Annotated in this window: 10 protein-coding genes; 9 read left to right on the top strand and 1 reads right to left on the bottom strand. The window is 38.8% G+C overall.

Going from position 1 to position 13,574, the window contains the following annotated elements; translation table 11 throughout:
- Position 1: 1 nt before the first annotated feature.
- From HPC41_RS10225 to porN, 9 genes are all read left to right on the top strand, one after another.
- Positions 2-1,738 carry a phospho-sugar mutase gene (locus tag HPC41_RS10225; protein ID WP_172392581.1) on the top strand — a complete coding sequence of 579 codons (1,737 nt, stop codon included), beginning with the start codon at positions 2-4 and terminating at the stop codon, positions 1,736-1,738.
- A gap of 12 nt (positions 1,739-1,750) precedes the next feature.
- Positions 1,751-3,691, top strand: a complete 1,941-nt coding sequence (locus HPC41_RS10220; protein WP_172393922.1) for a polysaccharide biosynthesis protein — start codon at positions 1,751-1,753, stop codon at positions 3,689-3,691.
- Between the two features lie 34 nt (positions 3,692-3,725).
- On the top strand, positions 3,726-4,685 hold the full coding sequence (locus HPC41_RS10215; protein WP_172393921.1) for an MraY family glycosyltransferase: 960 nt from the start codon (positions 3,726-3,728) through the stop codon (positions 4,683-4,685).
- Between the two features lie 7 nt (positions 4,686-4,692).
- Positions 4,693-5,130 carry a WxcM-like domain-containing protein gene (locus HPC41_RS10210; RefSeq protein ID WP_172393920.1) on the top strand — a complete coding sequence of 146 codons (438 nt, stop codon included), beginning with the start codon at positions 4,693-4,695 and terminating at the stop codon, positions 5,128-5,130.
- Positions 5,131-5,299: 169 nt separating this feature from the next.
- Complete coding sequence (locus HPC41_RS10205; protein WP_172393919.1) at positions 5,300-6,085, top strand: polysaccharide biosynthesis/export family protein; 786 nt, start codon at positions 5,300-5,302, stop codon at positions 6,083-6,085.
- Positions 6,086-6,092: 7 nt separating this feature from the next.
- Positions 6,093-8,492 (top strand): GumC family protein, encoded by a 2,400-nt coding sequence (locus tag HPC41_RS10200; RefSeq protein ID WP_172393918.1) that lies wholly within the window; start codon positions 6,093-6,095, stop codon positions 8,490-8,492.
- 136 nt (positions 8,493-8,628) lie between these two features.
- Entirely contained in the window at positions 8,629-9,351 is a 723-nt protein-coding gene (locus HPC41_RS10195) for a porin family protein (protein WP_172393917.1), read from the top strand.
- Between the two features lie 30 nt (positions 9,352-9,381).
- Positions 9,382-10,680 carry a T9SS ring complex lipoprotein PorK/GldK gene (gene porK / locus HPC41_RS10190; protein WP_172393916.1) on the top strand — a complete coding sequence of 433 codons (1,299 nt, stop codon included), beginning with the start codon at positions 9,382-9,384 and terminating at the stop codon, positions 10,678-10,680.
- Positions 10,681-10,710: 30 nt separating this feature from the next.
- On the top strand, positions 10,711-11,724 hold the full coding sequence (porN, locus tag HPC41_RS10185; RefSeq protein ID WP_172393915.1) for a type IX secretion system ring subunit PorN/GldN: 1,014 nt from the start codon (positions 10,711-10,713) through the stop codon (positions 11,722-11,724).
- Positions 11,725-11,804: 80 nt separating this feature from the next.
- Here porN and HPC41_RS10180 read toward each other — a convergent pair whose 3' ends face one another.
- Positions 11,805-12,908 (bottom strand): nucleotidyltransferase domain-containing protein, encoded by a 1,104-nt coding sequence (locus tag HPC41_RS10180; protein WP_172393914.1) that lies wholly within the window; start codon positions 12,906-12,908, stop codon positions 11,805-11,807.
- Between the last annotated feature and the right edge of the window lie 666 nt (positions 12,909-13,574).

The raw sequence follows: 13,574 nt of genomic DNA, 5'->3' as shown, positions 1-13,574 counted from the left end.
AATGGGAAATTTAGACAAAGACATACAAAAGAAAATCGACGAATGGTTGACCTCAAATTATGATGAGGAAACAAGAGGTGCAGTTCAGAAGTTAATAGATGATCAGGCTGAGACGGAGCTGATCGATTCATTCTACAGGGATCTTGAGTTTGGCACGGGCGGCTTAAGAGGGATTATGGGTGTAGGTTCCAATCGCATGAATAAATATACGATTGGAAAAGCGACACAGGGCTTATCGAACTATCTCAAAAAGCAGTTTCCTGATCAGGAGATCAAGGTAGCCGTAGCTTACGATAGCCGTAACAACTCCCAATCTTTTGGTCAGCTTGTGGCCCAGGTATTTGCTGCCAATGGTATCAGGGTCTATCTCTTCAATGAATTGCGTCCTACACCAATGCTGTCTTTTGCCATCCGTCATTTTGGATGCCAGAGCGGTGTCATGTTAACGGCTTCGCACAATCCCAAGGAATACAATGGTTATAAAGCTTATTGGAATGATGGCTCGCAATTGACTGCGCCCCATGATAAAAATGTCATCGATGAGGTCAATGCAATCACCTCTGTAAAAGATATCCAGTTTGAAGGAAATAGCCAAAATATTATTCCTGTCAGTGAAGAGATTGACCAGATTTATATTGATGCCAATAAAGCATTGAGTATACATCCTGAAGCTGTTCGGGCACAAAAGGATTTAAAAATAGTCTATTCTCCGATCCACGGCACTGGAATTACAATCGTACCAAAAATGCTGGCATCATGGGGTTTTGAAAACGTTACAGTAGTCACCGAGCAGGCCACACCGGATGGAAATTTTCCAACGGTAATCTATCCGAATCCGGAGGAGGAGGACGCGATGGCCTTAGCAAAGAAAAAAGGTGAAGAGATTGACGCAGATTTGGTTTTAGCAACCGATCCAGATGCAGACCGTGTCGGAATAGCTGTTAAAAACAGCCAGGGACAATTTCAGTTACTCAATGGTAATCAGATCGGCAGTTTACTAATTTACTATGTCTTAAGTGCAAAGAGTGATCTAAAACAGTTGGGGCACCACCCATACATCGTTAAAACGATTGTAACCAGCAACCTTCAGGCAGATATTGCCGATCATTACCATGTAGCGCACTACGAAACCCTCACAGGCTTTAAATATATCGGCGAGCTGATCACAAAATTAGGTGATTCAGCACACTATCTTGCCGGCGGAGAGGAAAGCTACGGCTACCTGGTCGGTGACCTGGTCAGAGATAAGGATGCGCCTAATTCCTGTGCTTTCCTGGCAGAAATGACTGCATATTTTAAGTCAAAAGGTAAGACGGTCTATGACGTATTATTGGATATTTATCAAGAATTTGGCTGCTATCAGGAAAAATTGATTTCCTTAACGAAAAAAGGAAAAGCCGGAGCCGAGGAAATACAGGCCATGATGGCTGGACTGCGCCAAAATCTACCCACGACACTTGGGGGAATCGAAGTTAAAGAAATTCGAGACTACCAACTTTCCCAAACGACTGACATGAAAACAGGTAATACAAACGAGATTGCTCTTCCAAAGTCGGACGTATTGCAATTCATTACCGCAGATGGAGACGTGATTTCGGCGAGACCATCCGGTACGGAACCCAAAATCAAGTTTTATTGCTCCGTTAAAGGAATACTCCAGGCAAAAGAAGACTATCCAAGTCTTCAACACCTATTAGCAGAAAAAGTAGACCGTATGATGAAAGATATTGTTGGATAATTAACTATTGTTATGGAAAGTGAGCATGCTACTGGCTTGAGAAATATTTTACGTAAGGATGGACCGCGTTGGCTCGTACTATCAATAGATTTATTTTTAGTGTGGTTTAGCTTTGTTTTTTGCTATATTTTACTGATGAAACATCGTGGAACTATTTCAATTTCAATATTGTTGTGTGAATCGATCGTTGTATCATTTATTTACCTATTCGTATTTTTAGTATTTAAGCCTTACCAGAGCATTGTTAGGCGTACGGGATTGCGTGATTTAAAATTAATCGGAAATTGCATCGCAGTAGCATTTTTGGTTACAATAATGGCTTCCTATTTATGGGAGTTTATTGTTTCTGATGAGCTAGAAAGGAAATATTATTTTTCGCAGACGCAATTGTTATTTCATGCTTTAATGACTGGAATAGCAATGGCATCTGTAAGATTATTCTATAAAACGGTCTATCATTCTTTCTTTTGGAATAACAGACAAAATGCTGTTCCAGTTATTTTGTTTGGAGCGGGAAACATGGGCCATAATGCCTATAACCTTTTACAATTAGGCTCACGTAATAGATATAAGGTTGTTGCGATTTTAGATGATAATCCGGTGCGTATTGGCCGATATATTCAGGGTATCCGTATTCGTTCACTTGAAGAATTGGACATGAATTTATTAGAGCGAATTGGAGGAGCACAGGAACTTGTGATAGCGATCGATAATTCCTCCCCTGAAAGATTAAAGAATATTACTGCAAGGGCTGAATTATTGCCTATAAAAATTAAGATCATACCAAATTCTGCAGCGCTGTTAGAAGGTAGCGTAGCTACGCAACAGATTCGGGCATTAAAGGTATCAGATTTATTGGGACGAAAGCCTATTGAGTTGGATAATCCAATTATTAAGGAAGCATTAACGGGCAAAGTTGTATTGGTAACAGGTGGCGCAGGATCTATAGGGGCCGAACTGGTATGTCAGATCGGACAGGTGTCCTGTAAGCTAGTTGTGTTAGACCAGGCTGAATCAGCGTTATATGATATTCAGCAGGAGTTACGGGGTTTTCCTTGTTTTGATGATTTTACTTTTATTGTTGGCGATGTCCGGGACAAAGACTTTATGGAGGTCATATTTCAACAGTACCGTCCACAACTTATTTTCCATGCGGCGGCGTATAAGCACGTCCCGTTAATGGAAGCCAATCCTTATGAGGCTGTATGGACAAATGTTTTCGGTTCTTATAATATCGCTTTATTGGCGGACAAATATAAGGTAGAGAAGTTTGTTATGGTTTCCACAGATAAAGCAGTCAACCCGACTAATGTCATGGGAGCTACGAAGCGTGTTGCCGAGATCGCAGTGAGTGCTGTCAATCAAGTATCAAGCACTGCTTTTATTGTCACTAGGTTTGGAAACGTATTGGGATCAAATGGCTCAGTTATACCATTGTTTGAGAAGCAGATTGACAAAGGAGGACCGATTACAATTACCCATCCGGACATTACCCGCTTTTTTATGACCATTCCAGAGGCCTGTCAGTTGGTTCAAGAAGCCGGAATTATGGGTAACGGTGGTGAGATATATGTGTTTGATATGGGGGAGCCCGTAAAAATCATGGACCTGGCTAAGCAGATGATTCGTCTCAAAGGCCTTCGATATCCGGAAGACGTAGATATCAAAGTTGTCGGATTACGGCCGGGAGAAAAGATCTTTGAGGAGCTGCTAGCAAATGATGAAAATACAGAAAAGACACATCATGAAAAAATTATGATTGCCAAAGTAAATACCTTGGATGTTGCAGAAAAACGTAAAAAAATTGATGAACTTTGCCAATTGGTGCAACGGGCAAATCCCGAAAAAGATAAAATGCAAATTGTGGGATTAGTGAAAGCAATTGTGCCAGAGTTTAGGTCACAGAATTCTATTTTCGAATCTTTGGACCATTTGAAAGAGCCTCTTAATTAAAAATATAAAATAAATTACTATACATTATTTAGGAATGATTTACCTTCTTGTGCTGATTGCCTTATTTATCTTAGAGCTAGCGTATTTTAAAGTCGCTGATCGTTTTAACATCATTGATAAACCCAACGAGCGCTCTTCCCATTCGTCGGTCACTTTGCGTGGTGGTGGGATTATTTTCTACTTCGGCGTCTTAATATATTTCATATATTCTGGTTTTCAATATCCCTGGTTTTTTCTTGGATTGACCCTCATGACGATAGTCTCCTTTTTGGACGATATCTTTACTCTTTCCAATAAGATAAGATTATTAGTTCATTTTTCTTCAGTGCTGTTGATGGCCTATCAACTCGACTTGTTTGATATGCCATGGTATTATCTGTTGATCGGTTTTATTGTAGTGGTTGGTGTTATTAATGCCTATAACTTTATGGATGGTATCAATGGGATTACAGCCTGTTATAGCCTTGCTGTCGGGGTATTATTAATGATCGTTAATCAACAGGTGAATTTTATCGCTCAAGACATACTCATTTTTTCATTGTTGGGAGTGTTGGTATTTACTTTCTTTAATTTTCGGGTCAAAGCAAAATGCTTTGCAGGTGACGTAGGATCTGTTGCGATCGCTTATATTTTGCTTTTTGCGCTAGGTATGTTGATTCTAAAAACAGGAAACCTGATCTATATTCTGTTTTTGGTTGTATATGGGGTGGATGCTGTCTGGACTATTATTAGACGTATATCTCGTAAAGAGAATATTTTTGAAGCACATCGCTCTCATTTATACCAATTTTTAGGCAATGAGGCGGGGGTAAATAAACTAATGATATCGTTTCTTTATGGGCTGGTTCAATTAGGAATAGGTTACATGGTGATTCAGTTTTCAACGCAATCTCTGCAGGAACAATTGATCTTTGCGCTCGTTTTGATAGGTGCATTGAGTGTGGTCTATCTGGTATTAAAGACCTATATAATTAAAAAATACGTCAAAATTTGATTTTATTATGAGTGAGTTAGGTGTTTTTCAGGGGGGGATAGCCAAAGATGAACGCGGACAAATCCGTTTTGTCAATGATTTCGATATGAGCTTGGTCAAGCGATTCTATATTATAAAGAACGCAGATACTGAGTTGATCAGAGGCTGGCGGGCACATCGTATTGAGCAGCGCTGGTTTTATGTGCTGTCTGGAAGCTTTAACGTTGATTTGGTAAAGATTGATAATTGGGAGAGCCCAGATCAATCGCTGCCCGTAGAAAATGTTAAGTTGAATGCTGTCGACATGAAGGTTCTTCATGTCCCTGTGGGCTATGGGACAGCCTTTCGGGCGTTGGAAGCGGACAGTGAATTATTGGTCTATGCGGACTATCCAGTAACGCATGCGCCACTGGATGATTACACTTGGAAGTTCGATTATTTTACGATGATAGAAAAAGATCAGTAACGGAATTTGTACCTAGATTAGCAAATAAAGTTTTTAGGCATAAAACTTGCTTGGCAGAGAGGGCATTCGTTAAATCCTTATTAAGTTATCATGCATAAAGGGTTTTTGCGAAAAAAAATATATTTTTGTCATTGAAATACTAAAATCAATTTTATAATTTAAATAAAACATGCGATTAATTTCAAAGTATGGTTTAACACTTGGATTGTTATATACGTTAGTGTTGATGCTATTTAGTTCTTGTGGTTCACGCAAGAATATGGTCTATTTACAGAATGACTCTACGCAAATTAATACCTTGTATGAGCAATATGTTCCGAAGATTCAGGTAAATGATATCTTAACAATTGTGGTCACTGCTGCGGATCCAAAGGTGACAGTGCCGTTTAACCCTGTTAGTTCAATGACGACCAGTAATTTGACACAACAGGTTGACATGGCTTTGCGACCGACTTATACTGTCGATAACCAAGGGGATATCACGCTACCTATGTTGGGTAAGGTACATGTCGCTGGATTGACAAGGGTTGAAGCAATAGAAAAATTGCGCCTGGAATTGAGTCAATATATTAAAGATCCTGGTGTCAATATGAATTTTAATAACTTTAGGGTTTCTGTCTTAGGAGAAGTAGCAAAGCCAGGGTCATTTATCATGCCAACAGAACGTTTAACAGTTTTGGAGGCCATCGGAATGGCTGGTGATTTAACGATTCGGGGCGTTCGTGAAAATGTAATGTTGATCCGTGAAATAGACGGAAAAAAATCTATGCATCGTTTGGATCTTACCCAACAGAGCACTCTTAATTCGCCCTATTATTATTTGGCACAAAATGATGTAATCTATGTCGAGCCAAATAAGGCACAAATAAATAACTCGAAACTAGGGGCAAATACAAATATAATTATTTCAATTGCCAGTTTATTAATTACAGTAATTTCAGTATTGACACGCTAATACCTCTATGGAACAACAACCTATACAGAATAAGGAAAAACAGGGAGAGGAAATAAATCTTCGACAGCTTTTCGAACAATATACTTTTTATTGGAAGTGGTTCTTAATTACCATTGTCCTTTTTCTCGGAATTGCTGTAGTATACTTAAGATATGCCCAAAAAACGTATAATACAACGGCTAAAATATTATTGAAAGATGAACGAAGTGCATCCGCTGGTGAATTGGCAGGAATTGCCGAACTAAGTAGTACTATGGGGTTTGGTGGCTCTAGAGCTGCGTTCGTAACGGACCAAATTGAGGTGCTTGCGTCACGGCGCCTAATGAGAAAAGTTGTCGATCAACATCACCTTAATATTACATATTCTGTTAAAGGTAAGATTCGCTCTTCTGAACTGTTAGAAAGGGATATGCCTTTTATTGTTGAACCACTGGGTGATCAAGATACGACATTCATTAATATACGTATTAACTCTACAAATGGAAAACAATTGGATGTCGTAGATTTAGGTTCAGGAGTTAAATCTAACATAGGTTTTGATAAAGCTTTTAAAATAGGGGACAATAAGATTATAATCCGGCGAAATGCTGTTAATAAAATTGATCCTGATGATGATTATATTGTAAATATTGTGCCTAAAGATTGGGCGATAGATGCAAATTTAGGAGCAATAAATATATCTCCAGGAAAGGAAATGCAATCCTATATTGTCAATTTTGCAATGGTCTCCTCATTGAGTAAAAAAGCAAAATTGATATTAAACACTTTAATAGAGACCTATAACCTTGATTTAACAAATGACAAGCTGAGAATGACCCGTGCTACCTCTGATTTTATTAATAAGCGGTTGATGCTTATTTCAAAAGATCTCTCAGGTGCAGACGAGCAAGCAGCAGATTTCAAATCAGCCAATTCAATGGTGGATATGGCTACCGAGGCTGGAGTTTTTCTGAACAATGCTTCTGAAAATGATAAAAAAGTGTTGGAGTATCGGACGCAACTACAATTGGTGGATCATATGAGTGATTACCTGAAAAGTCAGGAAGTAGGAAAATTACTCCCATCTAATATTGGTTTACAGGATGCCTCAATCGGGACGGCGATTGCAGCTTATAATAAGTTGGTCTTGGAGAGAGATGATTTATTAAAGTCAGCATCAGACCAAAACCCAGCGGTCATTGCTTTAAATGAAAGTATTGCGGAATCGGATAAAAACATTCGCCAATCCCTAAAAAATTATCAGAAAGTAACCCAATTGGCTCTGAGCAGTATTGAAAGGAAATCTAACGAAATTAAAGGTAGAATTAGTTCTATTCCAAATCAAGAGCAAGGCTTTAAGAAAATTTCACGTCAGCAACAGATCGTTGAATCACTCTATTTACTTTTATTACAAAAAAGAGAAGAGAGTGAAGTTAAAGCCGCGGCAACTCCTGATAACTTAAAAATAATCGATGCGGCTTATAGTAACGGAATTCCTGTCTCGCCTAGGAAAGTGATTATTCTATTGGGTGCCATGGCATTAGGAATTATAATACCATTTATAATCCTCTACTTAAAGTTTTTATTGGACAATAAAATCCATTCACGTAAGGACATTGAGGAAATTGTTAAAGCGCCAGTATTAGGTGAAATACCTACTGCTGAAGATACAATAGTACACCTCAACGATCGTTCGTCCTTGGCGGAAGCATTTCGGATCTTACGCACCAATATGAACTTTATGTTTGGTGCTGATCAAAAGGATAAATCTAAGGTTGTTTTTGTGACATCAACTATCTCTGGTGAAGGTAAATCTTTTGTAACGACCAATCTTGCGCAGATCTTATCTATGTCTGGAAAGAAAGTATTATTGATAGGAGCTGATATCCGTAGTCCAAAGGTATTGGATTATTTAGGCTTATCACATTTACAGCATACCAATGTAGGGATTACACAATTCTTGATCAATCCGGAAATGGATGTGGATAATATCATCATTAAAAAGCCGGGCAATTATGACTTTGATGTGGTATATTCGGGATATATAGCACCGAATCCGGCCGAACTTTTAATGAATGGGCACTTTGATGACGTAATTAAGTATGCACGTAATCATTATGACTATATTTTGGTCGATACTGCACCAGTGAGTCTTGTGACAGATACATTGTTAATTGCTCACAATGCAGACCTGACACTGTATGTATCACGTGTTAATTATTTGGACAAGCGTTTACTTCAGGTGCCGCGTGAACTCTATGTGGATGGCAAGCTAAAAAATCTTGCAGCTGTCGTCAATGACGTTGACTTTGCTCGCGGTTATGGCTATGGTTATGGCTACGGTTATGGCTATGGTGATAAAGGTAAAAAGAAAACAGGGCTTGCAAAAGTTTGGCATGACCTTAAAAATCGTTTAAATATCAAATAGATCTATGATAAAATAGATTTTTGGCCTTATTGTTGTTTAACCCCAAGTCGATACCTCGACTTGGGGTTTTATTTTATAATAATTTTGCATGAAAAACGTTTTTGAATATATACATTTTAATTACTAATCGATACAGATGAGACCACTGAGAAACAGATTTTTGCAATTGAAAGAAAAATTGGTGCTTACATTTATTGGGCTATTCTGCATGTCCATAGGGACTGCATCTGCTCAATTTTCGCGCCCTTTTAGTGTAGGTGCTGGTGCTGGGGCAACATTTGGCCTGACCGATTTAACCAATGATGGGGCCAAATTCGGATTCTATGGTGAAGCAGATTATCTAATTACACCATTTATTTCCGTTGGTTTACACGGCGAGAAGGGAAAACTTGCTGGTAACGGTTACAATAGCGAATTTGAAAATAGTTATTACGCTGCGAATGTGAACGGTAAAGTTCGTATTGGGCAGTTTTTGCGGCGTCCAGATAATTACAGTTATTATACACTGCAAGCAAATACATTTTCACGCATTCTTTCCAATGTCTATGTAGGCGCTGGAGCTGGAGCATTAAAGAACCGTATAAAAAGACAGTTAGATCCTCTATACGCTAGCTCAATTATCGATCGTGGTGGCGAAATTGCTGAAGATCGTTCTGGTATTCATTTTATTATTCCACTAAACATTGGAGTGGATATCCCATTTGGCCGGACACTCTACGGACCGCAATGGGCAATTAACGTAAACTACCAACATACCCTGACAACGAACGATAATCTGGATGGTATTATCAACAGCAATAAGGATCAATATGGCTTTATATCGCTAGGTGTAAAATATGCACTGTTCAGTCGTAAATAAGCTAACCAAACATTTAATCTAAAAGAACAAATGATGAATATATTAAAAGGAAGCTATAGCAATCGTCTATTGGGGCTTGTTTCTTTGGCTATCTTAATTGGTTTTTCTGCATGTAAGTCCAATTCAAATTTGTATAAATCCCCTAAAGTAGAAGCTTTTAAAGGGGGTAAGTTGCCAGCGCCTCCGGGCATGGTTTATATTCCTTCTGGTACCATACTTTTCAAGGGCTCCCTTGATAGTGGAAATGTAGGAAAGAATGTAAGTGTGAGTGCATTTTTTATTGATGAGGCCGAAGTAACAAACAAACAATATCGCGAATTTGTGAACTGGGTGGCTGATTCCGTCGCCGTAACGGATTACCTGCAAGATGATCAATACTTTTTGGAGATCGCAGGTGAACAGGTTGGACAGCGCCGAATCAATTGGGCGAAAGTCAAAAAGGTTTCACCACTTTGGAAAAGCAATGATCCAAGTATTCAGGAGCGTTTGGCTCCCATGTTAGAAATGCGAGGCAACCGACGTGCACTTAATCCCGAGGTGATTAAATATCGTTTTTCCTATTTGCAATCGAAAGGTAACGTTAAAAAATCTTACGTGACCGACTCTGTAGCGGTTATGCCAGTGGAGGATATCTGGACAAAGGATTTTCCAAATGCGCAGTTGGCTTCTTTGGATGCCAATTACTTTACGCATCCTTCTTTTGATTATTATCCTGTGGTTGGTGTTACCTGGAGACAAGCCCGGGCATTTACCGATTGGCGTGCAAGTGAGATGGCGGCTACTGTGCTGAAGAATTCTTATCTCAATGGTTATCAATTGAGCTTGAGCTTACCTACTGAAGCGCAATGGCAATATGCTGCATCAGGTAAATTAGATCCACAGGATACAATAGCAGGTTCTCGTATGACAGTTGATGGAACTGACGGTAAAAAGAAATTGGCCGTCAATTTTAAACAGGGAGAAGGAACTTATTCCCGGGATGGGGCCACCTTTACTTTGCCGGTTAAATCATATATGCCGAATGCTTTTGGTGTCTATAATATGGCGGGGAATGTGTCTGAATGGACACTGGATGCCTATAGTCCTTCTGCAGTAGTTTTTGTCAATGACTTAAATCCAGCTTTATTGTATGATGCGGATGCAAAAGATGGTGATGCATTGAAACGGAAGGTGGTACGTGGTGGTTCTTGGAAGGATAATGGCGAGCAGCTGAATAGTGAGACAAGAAACTATTCAGTGGACTACGAACCACATTCCTATATCGGATTTCGTTGTGTCATGTCGGCATTCGAAATGCCAACCGTACAAAGTAAAACGCGCAAGTATTAATTATTTGATCACAAAATGAAATTGAAAGTGATGAAAACAAAAATATTAGTGGCAACTGCAATGACTTTCGTCATTAGCTCATTGTTTGCTCAACAAGAGACAACAATAGATACGGTGCCCAGAAATCAAGATACTTTAAATAATATTTCCGCTGCAAAGCCCGTGGAATCTGGGGAAATCAACCAAGATACAATTCCGCTTACTGATGGGTTCTATCAAGCAAATTCGATGGAAGATGCGGTTCCTTTTGCTTATCCAGAAGTAAACAAAAAAAATATCCGTTTTTATAAGCGTGTATGGCGGGATATTGATCTGAAAGATGATAAGAATGCGATTTTGGCTATTCCTGGTAATTCTTTAATTGAGGTGGTAATGAAAGCGATCGAGAAGGGCAAGCTTTCGCTGTATAGCCCTGATGATGATTCTTTTAAGGGCAGATTAAGTGCACAAGAAGGGATGGCTCGGTTTGCGGACAGCGTACTCGTGCCAATCTTTGATGATGAGGGTAACCAGATTGATTCAAAAATGACACTGAATGAATTTGATCCTTCGCGGGTGACCAAATTCCGTGTCAAGGAGGATATCTTTTTTGATAAACAACGTAGTAGGCTCGAGACTCGTATCATCGGTGTTGCCCCTTTAATGAATATTACAACTTCTGCCGAATTAGCCGAGTCTGTAGGTTCAACTCCCGCCTTTTGGCTTTACTTTCCGCAGTTGCGCTATAGTCTGGTTCAGGTTGATATCTCCGATCCAGACAAAGGTCTATATGATATGAGCATGGACGATTTTTTTGTACAGAACAAGTTTGCGAGTACTATCATCAGAGAATCATCCCCGGGAATGCTGCAGAATGTAAAAGAATCTGAAAACGGTGTACAGCAACTCGATGGAAAGAAAGTGGAAGAGAAACTTGACGCTTATAAAAAGAAACTATGGAGCAATCCGAAAGGCGTGAAAGCTGAGGAATTGGAAGGAAACCAGACTAAAACGGAAGAACAAGAACAGTTGCGTAATAATACGGAAACTGAACAAAAACTATAGAAATAATGAGATATAGACAAACGACTTTCGCTATTTTGTGTTAACAAAATGCGAAAGTCGTTTCTTATTTTAAGAGAAAATTAATCGCTGTCTTTGCCCAAAAACTTGGAATAAAGGTGGACTACAGGAAAAGCTATGGCCTCCTGGGGCGCATAATTGACATATTTTTTAAAGCTATTCCACAAACGTTTTGTAGCGTCTGGATGAACCGACAATACGGGGATTATTTTTCCATTTTCGAATCTTTCATCGTGGAACCCAAAGTTACCAGAATGCCATACCTCGTCGAACATCCAATCGATAGCTATATTTTCCGGATACTGAAAAGGTAATGCTGCTTTAGGTAGTCCAAGATATTCTACCAAAAGCTTATGCAATAGATGGGTCCACTTTAAAATACCTGCTTGTGTATAGATTTGTCGAAGAGAGGCGGGATCAATCTTTGAAGATACAGCATAATAAAGCCTCGCTGAATCACAAAACTGACGAAGTCCTATCCCATAAGTTATGAGGTGTTTTAAAATATGGACATTTACCTGAAAAAGTTGCAGTTCTGGAGCAAGTAATCGTACCGGAGTTCCATTGATAGAAACACTCTCTTGTTTTTCCTGGTATTTCTTCAGAATCTTTTTTAAGAACCCTCTCTTTAGCGGGCTGCGAAGGTCAAAAATCTTTTTATGGTGTTCAATATGAATCCCTTTCCAGTGATAATCCAAACTGAAGCCTGCCGTATCTTGAAAATTAGGATGTTTGTCTTTCAGAAAATTTCTTGCTTTAGCATAGCCATCCGCTTCAAAACACCAGTCAATATCGCCACTGATACGATGGCTTGGATTACGATAATACGCGGCCACTCCTTGCCCTTTTTGTAATATCGGACGGATGCCAAGGTTACTGAAAATGTTGAACAGCTCTGCAATCACCTGATTCATTTTTTCATTGTGCCTTTCGATTTGGTCCATACGGACTGCCCATCTCAATCGAAGTGCTTGTGGCGGGAGCTGCTGCTCTTCTAAAAAAGGAAAGCTATCGTAAATAATACCTTCGACAGTATGATTAACGGCAAATTTTCGGATTGTATTCCAATCATCTATATCCATTGGCCTTGTTAGGACTAACCTTCCTTCTCCCCAAAGCCCTATACGCAATAATTGAAAAAATATATCCTTTAGCTGATTGTCCATTTAGATTATTCGCATAAAAATTTACACAAAGATAATGATTTAAGAGAACAGGCTATCTTTTTTCTGTTTTTCCTTTGGTTACATGTAAAGAATGCCCTTGCTTCTGAAATGCAATAAAAAAGGTCAGGAAATCTAATTCCCAACCCTTTGCATTTTCAAAATATACTTTAAATAAGCTCAAATATACATAATAATCTTAATTGTTCGTTACTGAAAAGATTGCGGTGATTTTAAGTATGACCCTTAAGGATGTTTCTACCTTTTTTCGTTTATCAGCTAACTGTTCCAAAGATTCATCAACAATTGGATAGATATATTTTCTTTTTCTATATTTATGTCGAATTATTAATTATGAATGAAAAGAATTGTATTAATTATTAGCCTATTGAAAAAAAGAACGTAAATCGAAGATCGCTGAGGTAGGAACACTTTCGGGAGGATCGACAAGCAGCCAGGACTTTGTCGCCTACCAAGCAAAGAAATTTAAAGACAATTCTTATAAACTGAGCATAAACAGTATGGAGCCCGGTGAATACGGAATTCTTGTGTCTAACCCCAATGCGTTAAACAACAGCAATACTATATTAGCTTGTTTTTCCGTTCAATAAAAGAATGAATTTCTTGGTTATAAAAAGTGGGGAACAATTTGTTTCCCATTTTTTTTAT

Source organism: Sphingobacterium prati, assembly GCF_013167215.1.
Taxonomy (GTDB): Bacteria; Bacteroidota; Bacteroidia; order Sphingobacteriales; family Sphingobacteriaceae; genus Sphingobacterium; species Sphingobacterium prati.
This window is presented reverse-complemented; position numbering and strand designations above follow the sequence as displayed.

Coding starts and splice junctions, on each gene's coding strand:
- HPC41_RS10205 (WP_172393919.1), top strand. CDS start 5,300: ATGCGATTAATTTCAAAGTATGGTTTAACACTTGGATTGTTATATACG.
- HPC41_RS10195 (WP_172393917.1), top strand. CDS start 8,629: ATGAGACCACTGAGAAACAGATTTTTGCAATTGAAAGAAAAATTGGTG.
- HPC41_RS10210 (WP_172393920.1), top strand. CDS start 4,693: ATGAGTGAGTTAGGTGTTTTTCAGGGGGGGATAGCCAAAGATGAACGC.
- porK (WP_172393916.1), top strand. CDS start 9,382: ATGATGAATATATTAAAAGGAAGCTATAGCAATCGTCTATTGGGGCTT.
- porN (WP_172393915.1), top strand. CDS start 10,711: ATGAAAACAAAAATATTAGTGGCAACTGCAATGACTTTCGTCATTAGC.
- HPC41_RS10180 (WP_172393914.1), bottom strand. CDS start 12,908: ATGGACAATCAGCTAAAGGATATATTTTTTCAATTATTGCGTATAGGG.
- HPC41_RS10220 (WP_172393922.1), top strand. CDS start 1,751: ATGGAAAGTGAGCATGCTACTGGCTTGAGAAATATTTTACGTAAGGAT.
- HPC41_RS10215 (WP_172393921.1), top strand. CDS start 3,726: ATGATTTACCTTCTTGTGCTGATTGCCTTATTTATCTTAGAGCTAGCG.
- HPC41_RS10225 (WP_172392581.1), top strand. CDS start 2: ATGGGAAATTTAGACAAAGACATACAAAAGAAAATCGACGAATGGTTG.
- HPC41_RS10200 (WP_172393918.1), top strand. CDS start 6,093: ATGGAACAACAACCTATACAGAATAAGGAAAAACAGGGAGAGGAAATA.